This is a genomic window from Mesorhizobium sp. M7A.T.Ca.US.000.02.2.1, assembly GCF_003996995.1.
Classification (GTDB): Bacteria; Pseudomonadota; Alphaproteobacteria; order Rhizobiales; family Rhizobiaceae; genus Mesorhizobium.
Genome location: NZ_RZTT01000083.1, coordinates 1 through 18,096, shown reverse-complemented (window position 1 = coordinate 18,096; position 18,096 = coordinate 1). Strand labels below are relative to the sequence as shown.

19 protein-coding genes and 1 pseudogene are annotated in these 18,096 nt (G+C 60.0%); 11 read left to right on the top strand and 9 right to left on the bottom strand.

Annotation, left to right across the window (positions count from 1 at the left end; genetic code table 11):
- Positions 1 to 169: 169 nt before the first annotated feature.
- Entirely contained in the window at positions 170 to 1,276 is a 1,107-nt protein-coding gene (locus EOD15_RS10805) for a PAS domain-containing sensor histidine kinase (protein ID WP_127319059.1), read from the bottom strand.
- A gap of 7 nt (positions 1,277 to 1,283) precedes the next feature.
- Positions 1,284 to 2,072, bottom strand: coding sequence for an alpha/beta hydrolase (locus EOD15_RS10800; protein ID WP_127319061.1), 789 nt, complete (start codon positions 2,070 to 2,072; stop codon positions 1,284 to 1,286).
- 134 nt (positions 2,073 to 2,206) lie between these two features.
- Between EOD15_RS10800 and EOD15_RS36705 the strand changes: the two genes are divergently transcribed.
- Positions 2,207 to 2,587: a response regulator gene (locus tag EOD15_RS36705; RefSeq protein ID WP_245463639.1), complete on the top strand. Its 381-nt coding sequence runs from the start codon at positions 2,207 to 2,209 to the stop codon at positions 2,585 to 2,587.
- Positions 2,588 to 2,654: 67 nt separating this feature from the next.
- On the opposite strand, the gene EOD15_RS10785 is transcribed toward EOD15_RS36705, so the two are convergent.
- Together EOD15_RS10785 and EOD15_RS10780 are read right to left on the bottom strand one after the other, a co-directional pair.
- A complete protein-coding gene (locus EOD15_RS10785) occupies positions 2,655 to 3,623 on the bottom strand; it encodes a manganese catalase family protein (protein WP_127319063.1) in 969 nt (322 codons plus the stop codon).
- Between the two features lie 98 nt (positions 3,624 to 3,721).
- Positions 3,722 to 4,786 (bottom strand): M20/M25/M40 family metallo-hydrolase, encoded by a 1,065-nt coding sequence (locus EOD15_RS10780; RefSeq protein WP_127319065.1) that lies wholly within the window; start codon positions 4,784 to 4,786, stop codon positions 3,722 to 3,724.
- A gap of 447 nt (positions 4,787 to 5,233) precedes the next feature.
- On the opposite strand from EOD15_RS10780, the gene EOD15_RS10775 reads away from it, so the two are divergent.
- The 5 genes from EOD15_RS10775 (at position 5,234) to EOD15_RS10755 (ending at position 9,274) form a co-directional block, all read left to right on the top strand.
- Positions 5,234 to 5,407 carry a hypothetical protein gene (locus EOD15_RS10775; RefSeq protein WP_127319067.1) on the top strand — a complete coding sequence of 58 codons (174 nt, stop codon included), beginning with the start codon at positions 5,234 to 5,236 and terminating at the stop codon, positions 5,405 to 5,407.
- 539 nt (positions 5,408 to 5,946) lie between these two features.
- Positions 5,947 to 6,471, top strand: a complete 525-nt coding sequence (locus tag EOD15_RS10770; protein WP_127319069.1) for a ferritin-like domain-containing protein — start codon at positions 5,947 to 5,949, stop codon at positions 6,469 to 6,471.
- 35 nt (positions 6,472 to 6,506) lie between these two features.
- On the top strand, positions 6,507 to 7,124 hold the full coding sequence (locus EOD15_RS10765) for an ATP-dependent Clp protease proteolytic subunit (protein ID WP_127319071.1): 618 nt from the start codon (positions 6,507 to 6,509) through the stop codon (positions 7,122 to 7,124).
- Between the two features lie 384 nt (positions 7,125 to 7,508).
- Complete coding sequence (locus tag EOD15_RS10760; protein WP_127408476.1) at positions 7,509 to 8,792, top strand: SDR family oxidoreductase; 1,284 nt, start codon at positions 7,509 to 7,511, stop codon at positions 8,790 to 8,792.
- On the top strand, positions 8,792 to 9,274 hold the full coding sequence (locus EOD15_RS10755) for a DUF2269 family protein (RefSeq protein ID WP_127323120.1): 483 nt from the start codon (positions 8,792 to 8,794) through the stop codon (positions 9,272 to 9,274). The genes EOD15_RS10760 and EOD15_RS10755 overlap by 1 nt, the downstream gene beginning before the upstream one ends.
- 312 nt (positions 9,275 to 9,586) lie before the next feature.
- Here EOD15_RS10755 and EOD15_RS10750 read toward each other — a convergent pair whose 3' ends face one another.
- Positions 9,587 to 10,576 (bottom strand): alpha/beta hydrolase, encoded by a 990-nt coding sequence (locus EOD15_RS10750; protein ID WP_127408475.1) that lies wholly within the window; start codon positions 10,574 to 10,576, stop codon positions 9,587 to 9,589.
- Positions 10,577 to 11,756: 1,180 nt separating this feature from the next.
- Between EOD15_RS10750 and sdhD the strand changes: the two genes are divergently transcribed.
- On the top strand, positions 11,757 to 12,146 hold the full coding sequence (gene sdhD, locus EOD15_RS10730; protein WP_127321691.1) for a succinate dehydrogenase, hydrophobic membrane anchor protein: 390 nt from the start codon (positions 11,757 to 11,759) through the stop codon (positions 12,144 to 12,146).
- 66 nt (positions 12,147 to 12,212) lie between these two features.
- Here the strand turns inward: sdhD and ctaD are convergent, their stop codons facing one another.
- The gene (gene ctaD, locus EOD15_RS10725) at positions 12,213 to 13,871 is read right to left on the bottom strand and encodes a cytochrome c oxidase subunit I (RefSeq protein WP_127321692.1); all 1,659 of its coding nucleotides are present in this window, start codon (positions 13,869 to 13,871) and stop codon (positions 12,213 to 12,215) included.
- A 155-nt stretch (positions 13,872 to 14,026) separates the two neighbouring features.
- Between ctaD and EOD15_RS10720 the strand changes: the two genes are divergently transcribed.
- The 3 genes from EOD15_RS10720 to EOD15_RS10710 all read left to right on the top strand — a co-directional run bounded on the left by EOD15_RS10720 (position 14,027) and on the right by EOD15_RS10710 (position 16,183).
- Positions 14,027 to 14,197, top strand: a complete 171-nt coding sequence (locus tag EOD15_RS10720; protein WP_127321693.1) for a hypothetical protein — start codon at positions 14,027 to 14,029, stop codon at positions 14,195 to 14,197.
- 1 nt (position 14,198) lies between these two features.
- Positions 14,199 to 15,005 carry a DUF2243 domain-containing protein gene (locus tag EOD15_RS10715; protein ID WP_127321694.1) on the top strand — a complete coding sequence of 269 codons (807 nt, stop codon included), beginning with the start codon at positions 14,199 to 14,201 and terminating at the stop codon, positions 15,003 to 15,005.
- Between the two features lie 875 nt (positions 15,006 to 15,880).
- Entirely contained in the window at positions 15,881 to 16,183 is a 303-nt protein-coding gene (locus EOD15_RS10710) for a hypothetical protein (protein ID WP_127321695.1), read from the top strand.
- Positions 16,184 to 16,336: 153 nt separating this feature from the next.
- On the opposite strand, the gene EOD15_RS10705 is transcribed toward EOD15_RS10710, so the two are convergent.
- Complete coding sequence (locus tag EOD15_RS10705) at positions 16,337 to 16,525, bottom strand: DUF3606 domain-containing protein (RefSeq protein ID WP_127321696.1); 189 nt, start codon at positions 16,523 to 16,525, stop codon at positions 16,337 to 16,339.
- Positions 16,526 to 16,638: 113 nt separating this feature from the next.
- Positions 16,639 to 16,788, bottom strand: a complete 150-nt coding sequence (locus EOD15_RS35720) for a hypothetical protein (RefSeq protein ID WP_164761871.1) — start codon at positions 16,786 to 16,788, stop codon at positions 16,639 to 16,641.
- 85 nt (positions 16,789 to 16,873) lie between these two features.
- Here EOD15_RS35720 and EOD15_RS10700 point away from each other — a divergent pair, with 85 nt between their 5' ends.
- Positions 16,874 to 17,830, top strand: coding sequence for an ATP-dependent DNA ligase (locus EOD15_RS10700; protein ID WP_348629422.1), 957 nt, complete (start codon positions 16,874 to 16,876; stop codon positions 17,828 to 17,830).
- On the opposite strand, the pseudogene EOD15_RS36250 reads toward EOD15_RS10700, so the two are convergent.
- Positions 17,786 to 18,096: pseudogene (locus EOD15_RS36250) on the bottom strand (hypothetical protein); the annotation flags it as partial. The gene EOD15_RS10700 and the pseudogene EOD15_RS36250 sit on opposite strands and share 45 nt — an antisense overlap.

Here is an 18,096-nt window from a genome sequence, read left to right as displayed (position 1 = left end):
CTTTTGTGCGTTAGCGGAACTTGACAGTCGGAACAGGTTCGAAACGGCGGCAGCGGGGACGCTGCCGCCGTTTCGAACCTGTTCCGACTGTCAAGTTCCGCTAACGCACAAAAGAGCCCGTCACCTTCCGGCAGCGGGGGTGGAGAGCAGCCATGAGATAGTTGTGCGATCAATTTGCGGGGATATGGAGACTAAAGCGCGTTTGCTCCACATCGGAGACTACGTCCAAGCTTCCACCATGGGCGCGGGCAATTTCTGACGCGATGAAGAGCCCCAATCCCAGGCCCTGTTGGCGGCTCTTTGCCTCTCCTCGATAAAATGGCTGAAAGAGGCGTTGCAGCGCCGATTCCGGAATAGGCTTACCGCCGTTCGCAACCGACAGGCTAAAGAGGCCGTCCTGAACCTGCGCGGCTACCTTGATCGGAGTTTCAGGGTCGCCATGGGCGATGGCGTTTCCCATTAGGTTCGAGAAAAGCTGCGCGATCCTCGCATGATCAGCATCGATCATGCGTCCGTCCAGATTGAACGACACCTCGATCTGACGCTCCGGGTAGCTTGATCTTATCTCGTCAAGCACCTGCTGCAATGCGGGCTGGATCGGGTTATCGCGGTCCCTCGATAGTCCGAGCCCCCCTCCAAGTCGACCTCTCGCGAAATCCAAGACATTGTCGATCAAACCGCTCATCCGGGAAACGCTGGCCAGCATGAGGCGCAGGACTTGGGAGGTTTTTTCGTCGCTGGTGTCAGAGCTTCGGGCCAGCATGTGGACGCCAGCAGATATCGAAGCCAGGGGATTTCGTAGGTCGTGGCCAAGCACCGCTATGAACTGCTCGCGCAGTTCCGCAGTCTGTTGTGCGGAATTCAGGCCGATCTGCAGCTCGCGTCTGGCCTCACTCAGCTCTCGCTCGTAGCGTCGACGCTGCGTCGCGCGAAAGAGCGCCACGCGTGTCTCAATTAATTCTCCAGTGGGCGTCCGCTTTTCCCAGGCGTTGGCTAGGACTGACAGGCTCTCGCCATCCGACTTCATCACGTCCAACGCAACCTCATCAAAGGAGCCCTGCATCCTCAACAGGGGAGCGAAATGTGTCTCATAGAACATTCTTCCGGCGATATTGAGGATGTCACGGAAGCGTTTCCCGACAACTGCCTCCCTAGAAAACCCGGTCCATTTGTAGAAAGTAGTGTTTGCGTCGTCGATGCGCCCATCGGCAGCTACAACGAGGTAGCCACAAGGCGCGTTCTCAAAAAGGTCGAGGTATCTGTTACCAGCGTTCATTGTGTAGTCAGACGAACGACCGTATCGCCGCAACAACTTCGTGCGGCGAGCTGAGATTTGGGCAGTGGCCGACCGCGTCGAGGTGAACCAATTTACTGCCCGCGATGTGGTCGCGGACGTACTCACCGACTTGATCGCCGGCAATGATGTCGTCGGAACACTGCAGCACTAGCGTCCGCGCGGTGACTTTCGGCAGGTCGGCTCTGTTGTCGGATGTGAATGTGGCCCGCGCGAATTCACGAGCGATGTCGGGATCAGTTCGACAAAAGCTGTTGGTGAGCTCCTCAGCAAGTTCCGGCCGATCCGCGTTCCCCATGATTGCTGGCGCCATCGCGGTCGACCAGCCCATGTGGTTGTCGGCTAGAGATGAAAGCAGGCCCTCGACATCAGCCTCTGAAAAGCCGCCGACATAGCCGTCATCGTTTATATAGCGCGGAGACGGACCAACCAAAACAAGGGTCTCGAATATTTCGGGTGCCTTCAAGGATGCGAGCACCCCGATCATTGCGCTGACGGAATGCCCGACGAATACCGTTTTCCGCAATTCGAGAGCCCGACCGATTTCAATGAGGTCATCCGCGTAGCCGTCCAGCGAGGCGTATTTAGCGCTGTCGTACGCAGACAGGTCGGACTTCCCAGCCCCTACCTGGTCGAAAAGTACGGTGCGAAAATCGTGGCGGAATGCAGGCTCGACGAAACGCCACATGTTTTGATCACAGCCGAAGCCGTGGGCAAACACCATCGTTTTAGGTCCCGTGCCATGAGCCAGAACATTGTTGCGCTTCAGAACGTACATGTCTTCAGACCAGAGGAAATCGACACCTAAATAGCCCGTCTGAAAAAAACTTCAAATGGCAACGAAATGACGCCCGCACTCGGAGCGTATCTCTAGTCTGCACGTGGAGTTGATGGAGTTGTTCGTATAACCATATGGCGCAGCCCATTCCGGTGCTCGTTGTCGAGGACGACGAACTCATCCGGATCGATATCGTCGACTTCCTTGGGCATGAGGGGTTCGTCGATTACGAGGCAGCCGGTGCGGACGAGGATTCTGCTTCTGGAACAACATCCATCGGTTTGAATGCTGTCGGGAGACGATGCGAGGATACGGATAGCGGAAAATTCGCTCACGCGCATACCAGCGCCACAGCCGCCATCGATCCGTTCGATCTGCCGGGGGCGCGGATCGGCCGGCAATACCTCCTGCTGTGGCCTCGATCCGCGGCTGCGCCGAGAACGACTGGCCTGTCGCCGATGTCGTCGGACGGCTTGAATTGGGGCGCTGGGATCGAGCGGTCGATCGCCGAATAATCATTCGGCACTCGGGCCAAAATCGCCATTGCCGCCGCGCTGCTCGGCGCGCCATCGCTGCTCTAAACTAACGCTTACGTGCGCGTTTGACAGCAGCCTCTGCCACGGCCGGGGCCTCCTGAATGCTTGCCGCGCCGCCAAAATCCGCGTTCTTGGTTCTGCCGGCTCCCGGGCCAGCGCCCAGATCAGCGCCTGTGGTCGGATCGGAAGCCGGATCGGATAGAGTACGCTCGGCCATCTTGGCCACCACCTTCATTTCTTTGGCGCCCATCTTGACGGTTGCCAAGCCGTCTCCGCCGTCGACGGGCATCACCTCTTCAAGGTCATCGATCCGATCCCACTCTTCGCCGGAATTCCATGGACCATTGGTGTCGCCGTCACCTTGAGAGGTGTTGACGTACATGCTGGCGTACTTCTCGATGCCTGGGAGCTTGCCTGACGGGAAATTGTTTTCGATGGCGTAAAGGGCTTTCTCAAACGACTTCTGGTGAGCGATCTCGCGGGTCATCAGGAAGCCGAGCGCGTCCTTGATGCCCGGGTCGTCGGTGATGTTGATGAGGCGTTCATAAACGATCTTGGCGCGCGCTTCGGCCGCGATATTCGATCGCAGATCCACCGTAGGTTCGCCGCGCGAGTCGACATAGGCCGCGGTCCAGGGAACGCCGGCCGAATCGCAAAGCGCGGGAGCACCGCCGAACAGAATCGATTCCTTGGCTGTCGTACCGCTGGCGCCGATCATCAGGTAGAGGTCCGCCTCTTTCATCTGGCCCTCGGCAAGTTGTGCCTTGAGCCCCTTGTTGAGCATGGTGACGATCGATCCCACCACTTCGAGGTGGCTGAGTTCTTCGGTCGCTATGTCGAGCAACATGTCGCGACGTCCAAGATCATCTTCCCCAAGGCCTTGCGTGAAATAGCGCATCGCCGCGGCAAGCTCACCATCGGCGCCACCGAATTGTTCCATGATCATGCAGGCCAGGCGGGGATTAGGCTCCGAAACGCGGACGGTGTATTGCAGGCGCTTGTTGTGCATGAACATTGGCAGTCCTCCAGGGGGTTGGCTTGCCCAACATCCGCCTGCGAGGATTGTTCCATATTGCATCGAGTGACGCAGTGGATCCGCGAGGCCATGGCGCGCTATGGGGTGAAATCCGTGTCGGGAAGCACATCGCGGCAAAACGCGCACACTAGTTCGATCGTCGCTTCGATGTCGGCGAGACACAAAACCTCGGATGGGGTATGCATGTAGCGTAGAGGCACGGACAAGAGACCCGTGGCGGCACCTCCGCGGCTAGTTTGCAGGAGGCGGGCATCGGTCGGGCTTTTGTCTCCGTAGGCCTGCAACTGATACGGAAGACCCCTACGATCCGCGGCTCCTTTGAGAAGGTCGAACACTACGGGGTTGGTGCTTGGGCCTTGCGAGAGTCCGGGACCTTTCCCAAGGTCCAACTTACCTTGGTCTTCTGCCCTGGCGAGCGGGTAATCCATGGCCACCCCCATGTCTACCGCAAGCGCAGCATGCGGGGCGAGATTGAAGGCTGCTGTCTGGGCGCCTCTTGATCCTATCTCCTCCTGAACCGTTCCCAATACGTATACGCCCACCTCGGGATGCAGGCCGCCATCCTCTTTGAGCCGCCTTACGATCTCCGTGCCAATAAAGAGGCCGGCCTTATTGTCGAAAGCGCGTGCCATCGCGCGATCACCTAGAAGCATCGTGAAGCTTGCATTCAGAGTGACCGGGCTGCCAATTTTCACGACTTTTTCCGCCTCCTCCCGCGACCTGGCGCCAATATCGATCCACAGATCCTTCAAGCTGGGAGTCTGGCTGCTATCGGACAATTTGAATGCCTGTATGGCCTTGCGACCAATCACGCCCGCAACCCGCTCAGCACCGTGTACCCAGACCCGCTGCCCGATCTCTGTAGCGACGTCGGTGCCACCAATCGTGTTGAAGAACAGGAAGCCATTTTCATCGATGTAATGAACGATGAAGCCGATTTCATCCATGTGCCCAGCGTACATGACGCGAAAGCCGGCTTCCGGGTTCAGGATTGCGCTCACATTGCCCAGCACATCGGTCGTCACCTTATCTGCAAACTCGCGGACATTGTCCCGATAGAGCTTGGCGACGAGCTGTTCGAATCCGCTTGGGGAAGGCGTCGCAATGAGCGCCTCCAGATAGGAAAAAGACTGGGCGCGCACGTTTTTCCTCCGGGTGCTGGAACGAACATGTTGTCTGAGCTAATCCACGCCCGATGCGTTGGTTCCAATCGGAGCAGCAAGACAGATTGCACGGGGCTGGAGGAGGCGCGCCGCGCCGGCCCGGAAGGCTTGAAAACACCTGGCGAGAGCCGCGCTGTAAGGAGCGCGATTGGGCAGCAATTATTCGTCGAGGTCAGGGATGGAAGCGGCGAAAAACTGCTGAGGCTCTGCATTCGTCTGCAGGTCACAGCGATGGGATGACAGATCCCGAATGGCCACAGCTAAGTCCGGCGCCAGGAATCTTTTGAGAAGTTTTGCGATCTCGGAACAATCGCGCCAAACCACGGTTCCAGCCAGGCAGCGGAGCTGCAAGATGGTGACCCGATCCCCGCGTGGGCCCTCCCACGGCGATCACCAGCAGGCGATATAATCGGGACGATAGCGTCGATGGGCAAGAAGGGCAAGCAGAACACCGGGTCTCAGGCGGATCGCGAACGGGCCATCGAAGCGAACTACTTTGCCCGAAAGTGCGGCCTCACCAAGGACGAGGCACTCAAGATTCTCAAGCACGCGTGTCGCAGGATCGATGAACAAGCGAAACGGCGGTCAGGCGACCGGTAGACGCAATCGTCGCTCGATCGTCCCAACCGATGGCAGTGCATGATCTACTTCGCCCCGACACACCTTTTCAACAATCCGCTTCAACGATCCGGGCCTGCCGCAGGCCAGGGTCCTGTTTAGACCGGCAGAGGCAGCCGAGCGAACATTGCGGCATGCAATATGTGCCGAAAGCGGCGCGATCCGGTCTCACAACAGCTTGCCCACAAAGCTCTGAACAGGTCGTACCGACGCCGCGGCCCCCGACCGCCGTCTTGTCAACATGATCGCCGAAAGCGTGGCCTGCAATCGACTTCGATCGTCCAGGCGAGAACGCCGGTTAAGGCGCGGCAGGCGGCTGAACAAGCGGCCGCGAGGCTAGGCTGGCGCAGAGGCGACATGGCGCCGTTTGGCGCCGGTTGTGCCGACCAGAACGGAGCGAGATCCCCACGGGTCCTTGCTCGTGCTTCCCACGATGTCTTTGAGGGCGAGGAACAACAGATGGCCTTGGTTGTTAGAGCCGCATATGCCGCGACGCGTTGAACTCGAAGTGGGAGATGGAGATGGTGACGAAAAAAAGCGCCCAGAGCAGCACAAAGGGCTTGGAAGATCTCTTTTACGAAGCCTTGAAGGACATATACTACGCCGAGCGTAAGATCTTAAGTGCCCTCAAGAAAATGGCCAGGGGTGCCGAATCGCAAGAGTTGACCGCCGCGTTCGAGAAGCACCGCGACGAGACTGAGGGCCAGGTCGAGCGGCTGCAGCAGGTGTTCGAAATTTTCGGCAAGCGCGCGCAGGGCAAGACCTGTCCGGCCATCGACGGCATTCTTGAGGAAGGCCACGAGATTCTGGAGGAGTTCCAGGAGGCGCCGGCCCTCGACGCCGGACTTGTCGCCGCGGCCCAGGCCGTTGAGCATTATGAAATTGCCCGCTATGGCACGCTTGTGACCTGGGCAGGGCTGCTCGGCTTGAATGACGCCGTCCAACTGCTTCAGCAGACGCTCAAGGAAGAGAAGGCAACTGACGAGGCGCTGACTCAACTCGGACAAGCCGGCGTAAACGAAAGGGCGCTGCAGGAAGCCGCCTAGCTGGACCCGTTTCAGTCTGCTGGGAGACCCAGTCCATGAACATCGCCGGAAACGTGCCGCCCTCGGGCGGCACCACACCCACCGACCCGGCTCCTGGGCTGGCACGGCTGCTCTTCGAGCCGAACATCTCCATCAACGGGCCCATTGGCCAGGATACGGTGACTTTCTTCCTCGGCCGGCTGGAAGAAGTTCGTCGCAGCGGCCAGGACATGCTGATGGAGTTGAACACCATCGGCGGCGATGCCGATGCCGCGCGTCGCATCGCGCTCGAAATCCGCCTGTTCCGCCGGCATTCAGGGCGACGCGCCTATTGTGTCGGCAAGACGCAGGTCTACTCGGCGGGAGTGACCATCTTTGCGGCGTTCGACCGGCATTGCCGCTTCCTGACCGAAGACGCGGTTCTGCTCGTGCATGAGCGGCGCATGGACACAAGCCTGGCGCTTAGCGGCCCGATGCGGTCCTGCATCCAGATCGTGCGCGAAGAACTCGCCTTGCTCGAAACCGCCGAGCAGCTCGAAATGGAAGGCTTCAGGGAACTGGTCAACGGAAGCTCGCTGACCACCGAAGAACTCTACCGGCGCGCCACCAATAATTGCTATATCCATGCCGAGGACGCGTGCCGGTTGGGGCTGGTCGCCGAAGTGCTTGGCTAGGCCGATTGGTCGGTTGTGCAAAGCCCGAACCGTTTGGCTTCGCCATATCCGTCAATCCCCTTCAGACTGAACAAAGTTTTGCAGGAACAGCGTGGCAGCTTAGGATGAGCACCCGATGATGGGCACCAGAGGAACAACGAACCCGAGTCCGCGCTCGGCGCCTTTGCTTCAGGACAAGGCCGTGCGAACAATGATGGGAGCTCTGGGTGCAGTTGCTTCCAGCGCCGCGCGGACGCTTGCTTCAATCAGCCCTCACCTCGGCGACCAGGTCTCGGACCGCCCGATCGAGTGGCCGGGCTGCGAAGACAGCTTCGTGGCGTCGTCCGGCTCCGCGTCCAGACAGGTCGAGGCGCGCCTGCCGTCCCAGTTTTCCGGGCACGCCGGATGAGGGTTCTCGTCACCGGCGCGTCGGGTCTGATCGGAACTTCGCTTTGCGCGCGCCTAGCCGCCGATGGATATGAAATCGTTCGCGTGCTGCATCGTGCCGGCACCGCGCCCTTCACAGGCTTGCCGCCTGTTTCGCTCGACATGGCAAAGGCGCGGACGCAGGACTGGAGCCCGCATCTGATAGGCATCGATGCGGTCGTCAACTGCGCCGGCGTGCTGCAGGACAGCGCGCAAGAAAACACTGGCGGTGTACATGCGGGCGGCGCATCGGCACTCTTTGCCGCCTGTGAGCAGGCGGGAGTGAAAAAAGTCATTCACTTTTCGGCAATCGGAGTCGATCGGCTGCAGCCGTCCGCCTTCTCGGCCAGTAAGCTGGCTGGCGACCAGGCGTTGATGGCGCGCGATTTGGACTGGGTCATTCTGCGCCCTTCGGTCGTGCTGGGCCGGCCGGCGTTCGGCGCGAGTGCGCTGTTTCGCGGACTGGCCGCATTGCCGCTGTTGCCGGTGATGCCCAGCACGGGTCGGCTTCAGGTCGTACAGTTGGACGACGTGATCGCCACTGTCCTGCATTTTCTCCGGCCCGATAGCGCATCGCGCCTTGCGCTTGACCTTGCCGGACCTGAAGCGCTGCCGATGAGCAAGGTGGTCGGCCTCTACCGCCGCTGGCTCGGGTCGAGACCGGCTGGAGAGTTCACCTTGCCCGGAAGCGTCGCCGCCGGCCTTTCCCGGATCGGCGATGCGACGGCTCTGCTCGGCTGGCGCCCGCCGATGCGCAGCAATGCGGCCAAGGAAATCGTGCGGGGCGCTGTCGGCGACCCGCACCCGTGGATCGCAGCGACAGGGATCGAACCATCCAGCCTCGAAGCCGCGTTAAACCTCAATCCCGCGACGGTGCAGGAGCGATGGTTCGCCCGTCTCTATTTCGTCAAGCCGGCGATCTTTACTGTCCTGCCCTTCTTCTGGATCATGACGGGTGTCATTTCCCTGACCACTGGCTGGCGCCGCGGGGTCGACTTGCTGGTAGGCACTGCCATCGGTCCGCTGGCGGAACCGGCGGTCATCGCCGGAGCGCTGGCCGACATGGCGGTCGGCGCGTTGATCGCCTGGCGACCGACCAGTCGGCTGGGTCTGTTCGGGGCGATCGCGGTGGCTCTTTTCTATGCGATCGCGGGGACCATGCTGCGGCCCGAGCTGTGGAACGAGCCGCTCGGCCCTTTCTTGAAGATCCTGCCGATCATTGTTCTGCATTTTGTCGCGCTGGCGGTCCTGGAGGAACGCTGATGATCTACTTCATGCTCAAGTTCCTGCATGTCGTCGGCGCAGCGGTGCTGCTGGGCACCGGCGCCGGCATCGCCTTCTTCATGCTGCTCGCCCATCGGACCGCAAATTCGGCAACCATCGCGGCGGTCGCACGCATCGTCGTGATCGCCGATTTCATGTTCACTGCAACCGCCGTCGTCGCCCAACCTGTCACCGGCGCGTTCCTCGCCTGGCATTCCGGCTATTCGCTGACCGAGGGGTGGATTGTGCTTTCGATCCTGCTCTACCTCATCACCGGCCTGTTCTGGCTTCCAGTCGTGTGGATGCAGATCGAGATGCGCAATCTCGCTATGCAGGCCGCGGCAGCGAAGCAACCTCCACCACAGCGCTATAACACCTTGTTTCGGCTCTGGTTCGCGTTCGGCTTTCCTGCCTTCGCGGCTGTGCTCGCCATCTTCTGGCTGATGATTTCGCGACCTTCGATCGATTGGTTCGCCTTGTAGCACCGGACTTCGTCTCCCTCGTCACGGTCTGCAACGTTGCGCCTAGCAAGTTGGGCGGCGATGGACGCCAGCCGCAGACTGCCTCGTTCCGTTCTTGCATTCGGGTGGCAATGGTTGCACAGGTCCCCGCTCATCGCCCGAGCACCTCTGTGGCGCTTCATGAGGCGGTTCGGCGGGTTGGTGTCGGGAGAAATCGGAATCTTTTGTAGGCTCTCAGCCTGCGGGCACCCGGCGAACCGGCTCCGCGCAAGTACCCCTGCCCTGCCCTGCCCTGCCAACACGACAAACCGCAGGCTGCCCTGATCGATGATGTCAGCGCGCAGCTGGCGAGAGCGCGTCGCTGCTGCCTCCGTCTTTTGGTGGACGAGGCATACAGGTGACCTTGTCGATCATTCGGAGCACCGCCTGCGGGTCACTGTGGTGAGCCATGTGCCCGGAATTCGGGATTATTTCTATCAGTGATCCATAAATTTCGGCATGCAAGCGTTCCGCTTCACGCCGAGCGTCGAACAGCCTGTCCCCTGCTCCAGCGACGATTCCGGTCGGCACGTCGATGTCCCGATAGCAAGGCTTCGTGAACAGCGCCGCGCCGAGCATCAGGGCTGTCTCCACACAGACTGAGCGCAACTGAGAGGGGCGGCTGGCGACCTCCTTTGTGCTCACCGAAAAAACGTTCGAGATCGGCCCAGGCCGGAATATCTTTCGCATGGCCGACGGCCAGCCGAGCCTTACTGCGAGCGGCAGCAAGGTGTGACGGAATGCCGAGCCCATCAGCGGTACGGCCGGTAGTGCTGCAAGAGCGAGATCCAGCCTCGGTGAGGGATAGTAATATCCAGAGACGAGGACCAGGCCGGCGACCGAGGGAGCGTGCCTGCGGGCCATCTCCAGCGCGATCCAAGCGCCCCAGGAATGTCCGAGCACGAGGTATTTGTGAATGCCTAGTTTGGCGGCGGCCTCGTGGAAGAGATCGGCCTGCTCGCACGCCGACCATCGCTTTCGAGCCGGCCGCGAGCTTCCGCCGAAGCCTGGCCGGTCGAAGGCGAGGACCCGATGCTTGGCACTCGCCAGGTCGAGCACGCCGCTGATCGCAAAATCCTCCGCAACCGAGCCATTGCCATGCAACAGGAGCAAAGGAGGCCCGCTGCCTTTCTCAAGGATGCTCAAGTCCACCCCATCGATCCTCGGAGTACGTTCCATCGAACGGGGAGCCAAGGCCTTCCTGGCGCGTGCGTTATTGTATGCCGCCAGCGACAGGGCGGCAGCCGCAAACAGTGTGGCGAGTTTTATCCGGTTCGAAAACATACTGACTCCTGCGCTGGTCTGCACGGTCGTCCACCGTCGAGTGCGCGCGGTTGCGCATCCGCATCGGCGTCGCCTAATCCCGCCGTATCTTTGCCACCAGGGTGTCGAAGTCTCACGGAACCCCGACGGGGCGTCGCATTGCGAGATCGAAGGCATCGCCTGAGCTCAGTACGTGAACCCTCAAAATCATGGATGGAAAGGGCGGCATCAGATTCACCTTTCGCGATGTTGGAATGTGTCACGCCGGTTGCATCCACCCCGGGACTGGACGGCAGCGCTCCGGGCCGTGTCATCGGAGCGGTGTCGCCACGGGTCCGGGGCTCGGCATTGATGAAGACACGGCGATCGTGGTAAAGGGCGAGATGTTCAAGGTCATCGGCAGCGGCGCTGTCGAGGCCGATCCGGATCCGGACCATTGGTGTCATGCTGTAGAGATGAGGTCCGCGGAACATGCGAGCGTCCACGACATAGATGCTGGTGCGAAAACGCGAGGCGTCTTGATGAATCGTTGTCCGGCATAGTCCGTTCTCCTGACTAATCCCGCAAACTTCTTGAGGATCGATCAGTTCCCGGCAATGGGATGCAAATCTTTTTGCCCGATCGAGAAACAGAAAGCGCTTTTGACATGTTGGCCAAAGGAACAGATTCTGCTCATCTTACCTGCCGCAAGGGGCGAGCCAAGCATGTTCCTAGGCATCGCCCGGCACCGCCGCGGCCAATTGGAGGCGAGCCCCGACCAGGGTGGCGTACACTGTGTAGAGATCCCAGCTGCCGAGTGCCGGGTGGGCTTGTGGCGACCGCCTTGAGCGCAGCATCGAGGCGTTTAAATTTTCAACGCCGGACGGCCACCGGGTGAACATTTCCAAATGCACTGTGTTTGGCGCCACCCTTGCACACCGGAACTAAGCGATGCAGAGTCGGAAATTGGTGAAGGCCGCGCTGGTCAAAGAGATCGACGCCGTCCGCCTCAGCATCTCGCTCCTTGAAAAGGAGTTGTGGACAGCTCGCAGACCCAACAAGATCCGATGGCGTTCAGGATACGAGATAACCGCCCAAAAAGCTCGCCTTGCCAAACTGGAGAACGTGCTTGCGCACCATCCATCCGTGACGCGAGCCCGAGCATTGGACAGCAACAGCTTGAGTTACGGGCAAAGGAACCAGGTGAGTTAGGGGAAGCAAGATGGCTGACAGACACTCGATCAGAACTCCGTTAGCTCGAGTGCGGGGCCTTGGGTCGGCGAAACACGGAACCGAAACGTTCATGCTGGAACGACTGACATCTGCTGCACTTTTGATCCTCGTCATTTACATCGTCGCGGTCGTTATAAGGCTGATCGGAGAGCCTCGAGATGTCGTCATCCGCGTAGTCGGATCGATCTATGTCGCACCCGCCCTCATCGCCTTCATTCTGGTGAACTGCGTCCACATGCGGCTGGGCATGCAATCGATCATCGAAGACTACTGCCACGCCACCGTGCTGAAATCTGTCCTGCTGATCGCCAACTGGTTGTTTTGCTGGGCAGTAGCCCTCGCCAGCTTTTTCGCCGTGCTGGTGATCAGCTTCCGATAGGCGGCAGCGCGGCGCGGTTCCAACTCAGCGCCGATCCCGTTATCTGTCGCGCACGGCGAGCCGTCTTCATTCTATTTTCGGCAGCCTGTCCCATTGATGGAAAGGCGGCGGAGAGGTCAATTCCCATTCCAATGTGGTGGCTCCCGGCCCCCAAGGGTTCATGCCGGCGGCCCTTCGCCGGTGGAAAGCCTCCACGATGCCGGCAAGGAAAATCAGGACACTCGCGGCCGACAGATAAGATCCAAAGGAGGAGACCATGTTCCAACCGGCAAAAGCGTCGGGATAGTCGATATAGCGACGCGGCATGCCGGCCATCCCGAGAAAGTGATGGGGGAAGAAGACGAGGTTCACACCGACGAAGGTCGTCCAGAAATGGATTCCAGCCAAAAGCGGATTGTACAAATATCCTGTCATCTTCGGGAACCAGTAATACCAGCCCGCGAAGATGCCGAAGATGGCACCCAACGAGAGAATGTAGTGGAAGTGTGCGACGACATAGTAGGTGTCGTGCAATTGCCGGTCGAGGCTGGCATTTGCAAGCTGTACGCCGGTCACGCCTCCGACAGTGAACAGGAATATGAAGCCGAGCGCCCACAGCATCGGGGTGCGCAGGCTAAGAGAACCACCCCACATGGTCGCGATCCAGGAGAACACCTTGATCCCCGTCGGCACCGCGATCACCATCGTAGCGAAGGTGAAATAGCGCTGCGTGTCCAGCCCTATTCCGCTTGTGTACATATGGTGAGCCCAAACGACGAAACCGATCGCCCCGATCGCGACGATCGCATAGACCATCCCCAGATAGCCGAAGATCGGCTTTCGCGAAAATGTCGAGATCACCTGGCTCACGATGCCGAAGGCCGGCAAGATCATGATGTAGACTTCCGGATGGCCGAAAAACCAGAAGAGATGCTGGTACAGGATAGGATCGCCGCCGCCGTCCGGCGCGAAGAATGTGGTGCCAAAATTTCTATCGGTCAGGAGCATTGTAATGGCCCCTGCCAGGACAGGCAGGGCCAGCAGCAGCAGGAATCCGGTGATGAGGATCGACCACACGAACAGAGGCATTTTATGCAACGTCATCCCTGGCGCGCGCATATTGAAGATCGTGGTGATGAAATTGATGGCGCCGAGTATCGAAGAGGCTCCCGCGATGTGCAGAGAAAGAATGACCAGATCGACGGAAGGACCGGGATGGCCGGAGGTCGAAAGGGGCGGATAGAGGAACCAGCCGGTCCCGGGACCGTAGCCGCCGGGGACACTGGGCATGAAGATCGACAATAGAAGCAGCATCAATGCCGGCGGCAGCAGCCAGAACGAGATGTTGTTCATGCGTGGGAAGGCCATGTCCGGGGCGCCGATCATGATCGGAACCATCCAGTTGGCGAAACCACCGATCAGTGCGGGCATGACGGTGAAGAAGATCATGATCAGCGCGTGCGCCGTGGTGAACACGTTATAAAGTTGCTTGCCGGCATCTATGGCCGCGTCGCCTTGGTAGCCGTAGATCATCGATGCCAACCCAGGGAAAACCTGGATCCCGGGTTGCTGCAGTTCAATTCGCATGGCCACCGACAAGAGCATGCCGATGACCCCCGCGATGAAGGCGAAGATCAGGTAGAGCGTTCCGATATCCTTGTGGTTTGTCGAAAACAGCCAGCGGGTGATGCCCCGCGGCTTGTGGTCTCCGCGGCTGCTCGGAGCCGCCGCCGAATATTCACTCATGAGCGTTCTCCGCTTCAGCCAGTTTCCAACAGGGCATCCGAACCATGATGTCAGTTGATTGTTCCTCCCCAGAACGCCCGACGCGAGGGAACATACGGCAGAAGCCAAGGTTCGGGTCGGGCGCGGCGTGCCCGCGGTTGAAGGATCGACATTCCATGCTGGCAGTCATTGCTGGGACTTTGGTTCTGACGACAGTGGTCGGCGGGCTGATTACGGCCTTCTGGATCGAGGCCCGTCATGATCTCCACGACCCGACGGCGGACAGGGCGATGCACCTGGAGCTGCTAACCAGACTTGGCTCTCCGGCTTCGGCGGAGTCGTCCTGATATGGACACCATCACCGCGAAACTCCATCCGGGAACGAGAGTCGGCTGGCTTCTGCTCGGCTTCGCCCTGGGCGGTTTCTTCGACGGCATCGTCCTGCACCAGATTCTGCAATGGCATCATCTTCTCTCGGGCCTCGCCGACCCGGCGGGTTCCGACCTGCGCTTCCAGATCATGGCCGACGGCCTCTTCCACTTGTTCATGTACGTGTTCGCCGTTGCCGGCACGGTGCTTCTGGTGGCGGCGAGGGCAGCAGGCGGGCGGGCCGGAACGACGACCGAGATCCTTCGGCTAGCCTTCATCGGGTTCGGCCTCTGGCATCTGGTGGACGCCATTCTGTTCCATTGGCTGCTCGGCCTGCATCGGATCAAGATGAACAGCGACATGCCGCTCGCGTGGGATATTGGGTGGCTGGTCATCTTCGGAATCGTGCCGCTGCTGTTGGTGCTGGTGCTGCCCAACCGCGATGGACCGGCACGCGGTGCCTCGGCGGCTCTGACCAGCATCGTCCTGCTTGCAGGACTGGCTGCGGGCGCCGGCCCGCTCTTCAACGGTGCCGCCACTTCCGTCATCGTCTTTCGAGCTGGGATGCAACCGGACGCGATGATGCGGGCGGTTCAAGCCGCCGACACCGATCTCAAGTGGGTCGACGCCAGCGGCACCATCTGGGCGGTCGATAGGGTCTCATGGCGCGGGTTGATGACCCTGCACGCGCGCGGCGCCCTGGTCGTCGGCACAACGCCTGTCATTGCCGGATGCCTCGCCTGGACCGATGCCGCTGGTGCGAGCAGTCGCTCCGGCCAGCAGTGAGGCATCCTAGCCCGCTTCCGGAAGGTGGCGGGCTTTTTGTCGGCCGATTGCCACGACTGGTCGAAGGCAAAGAGTGGCACATTGCGGATTGGCAAAGGGTAGATCGAAGAAGAAGAGCTATCAGAAGCCCGCATTCACGAAACTTGAGCGGCTGTCGTCGGTGACGGCTTCGCGCAGCTCATCCGGGGTCTCCGGGATTATCGATTATCAAGAGAATTGCAGCTTGGAAGCCCGCTGCTGAAAGGTGGCGGGCTTTTTAGTGCATTAGTGGAACCTGACATGTCGAGGCAGGTTGGAAACGGCGGCAGCGTCCCCCGCTGCCGGGCCGAGGCCCCAAGCCTTGGCCGGGTCCGCCTCTGCCCGCCAGTAGGGGCGGACCCACTGGAACCTCCGAAAAGGAAGTTTGGATCGCTCTCGGTTTCCCTGGCCGTGGATAACACCGGAAGGCCCGTTACTGCTCCCTCAGTGGCGGGTTTTTCAATGGCAGGTTGGCCGGTGAAGCATCACGTCCCGGTTCTCAGGAACCCGTAATGCTACCCTGAATTGCTGGATTTCGCTGCCCTTTGGCATCGCAGACCGTGCATATCAGATCGAGACGGGAGCCAGCCCCAGAACGGGCCAGCTCTGCCAGGATCTCGGTCAGTGCATCGGTGTCGGAAAGTTCGAAGCCAGTTCACTGACGATGGAACAAAACTGCCCTGTCGAACTTTGGTCGTCGCACTGCTCCCGGTGCTTTCCCCCATGAGAACTGCCCGCTGGCTCCGGCCGGCGGGCTTTTTGCGTCATGTGCTGGGCGATTCTCGGACCCCATTCGTTGGAACCGCCGCTTCAATGCGAAGTTAGGTGCCCAGGGACATTCAAACATGGAGTTGATCATGAAACAGCTACTTTTCGCGTCCGCCATTGTGGCACTGTCAACTGGGTTGGCCCTTGCCCAATCGAGCAACACCACCGGTACTGGCGGGTCATCCACGACGACAACCAAGACCATGCCGAGCACTACGACCGATCAGGGCACGGATTCGACCACCACGAGTGGAACGAACTCGAACTCCGCCAAGGACTGCGCTCCTGGTCAGCAAACTGGCAGCGCCAAGCAGGCCGCGCCAGGCCAGCAGGATACAGACGCTAACTCGGCCGCTCCTGGCCAGATGAAAAAGACCACGGACGGCTGCTGAGCGCGCTTTCGGAACCTTTGCCCCTGTCTCAGGTTGGTACAAGCGGTCGATTCCTAGGATGTAGCCGCACATATAGCCCGTCGTGCAAGGCCAGCACGGCGGGTCTTCGCGCGATACGAGCGGTTTAGCCTTGGGATTGGCGACGTTAGCTCGTCATCGACTGCCTAGTGCTTTCGCTTCGCGCTCCAGCGTCTCACGGTCGTTGCCGTGCTTTTTGATAAGTTCCCGGACTTCAGGGATGGTAAGCTGGAATTTGCTGGCGAGATAGCCGACCTCGTATTCCTCGTCGCCCGATACCCGGTCGCGGTCACGAAAATCGCGCTTGCTTTTGTCATCTGGCATGATTGTTCCTCCAGAGAGGAGAACAGCTAAAGTAGCGCCGGGTTCCACGTAAGGACGGGCCTTGTCCCAGAGTTGGCCTGCGCCGGCTTGATTCTGCCTGCACGGGATCCTTCTCAGGAGCCGCGATCTTGTATGGCGGCCTCGACCAAACGCCGTATCCTGCCGGAACGCTCAATGTTTTGGGCCACCATCTCTTTCGAGCGCTGAATAGCGAGCTCGGCCCGTTCCAGGCGTTGCTTGGCACTGGCGACTTCGGCCGCCATCGCTATTCCCTGGCGTTTCGGGATGTTTGTCATGAGATTGAAACACAGGGAGGACGGAATCGTTCCCTGACGCCGGCCGAAACGGGTGGGGCATGAACACCTGCCCAAGTGCCTGGTGCATTCCTTTGCAACTATTTTAGCCTATTCTAATTTAAATTCGGTCCTGTCCGAGTTCGCGTATGTTGAAGTTCATCCGGCCAATGTTCCCCACGCTTGTCGAGGTGCCGCCGACAGGGGACAACTGGATTCCGAAATCAAGTATGATGGCTACCGGACGCAAGTCATTGTCGAGGACGGCACTGCCCGAACGATCACGCGGAGGGGCTACGACTGGTCATCGACGTACAAGACGATTGTCGAGGCGGCGGCAACCATTCCGAAGTCGGCAATCATCGACGGCGAGGCAATCGTCCTTAACGAGAAAGGCGTGTCGGATTTCCATTCGGTGCGGTCGGCGATGCGATGGGCGCCGGATCGGATCATCTTCGTTGCCTTCGATCTGCTGCACCATGACGGCATCGATCTGCGTCGCGAACCGTTGCTGGCACGTCGGGAAAAGCTGCTCGAACTCGTCGGCACCGCTAAAGGCGTGATCCAGTACAGCCACCATGTGCATGGCGGCGGGGCTGACTTTTATGCCGCGGTTGATCGGATGGGCCTAGAGGGCATGGTGTCGAAGCGGGAAGAGAGCAGCTATCGGTCAGGCGACACCGAAGCCTGGGTGAAAACGAAATGCTATGAGGAAGTCGACTTTGAAGTTGCAGGCGTGCAGCGAACGCCCGGTTCGGCTCCACTCGCCTTGATGGCAACCCGCGATGCGGAACGCCGCTACGTCGGCTCGGCAAACATCGCCCTGACCAAAGCCATGCGGGAACGCCTCTATGCCAAGGTGCAAGAGGGGAAAGGCTCGCCACCGAGGGGCGCCGACAAGCCCGATGCCGAATGGATCGAACCTGGCCTTGTCGGACGCGTGAAGACCCTTAAGCGCGAAAATAAACTACGCCACGCCACGCTGCGGGCGATCCGGGAGGCAAAGGCATGACGCATCGCCCACGATGCACATCTCGGGAATCGACCGGTGCGAGGGGTGGCCGGCGCCTGTGGCGGGTTCGACTGTCGGGATGTAGCGATCATCCCAGGCATCTTTTTCGGCTAACGTCTTCGATCTGACGTAGGCGGTGAGAGTGGGAATGCTCAAGTCACTCCAATCGGCCTCAGTGAGTTCAGCGGTGTCCATTTCGCGAGCGTAACTCATGGTAACGAATGACGATGTGATCACCAGCCGTTTAACCTTCGCTTCATGTGCTG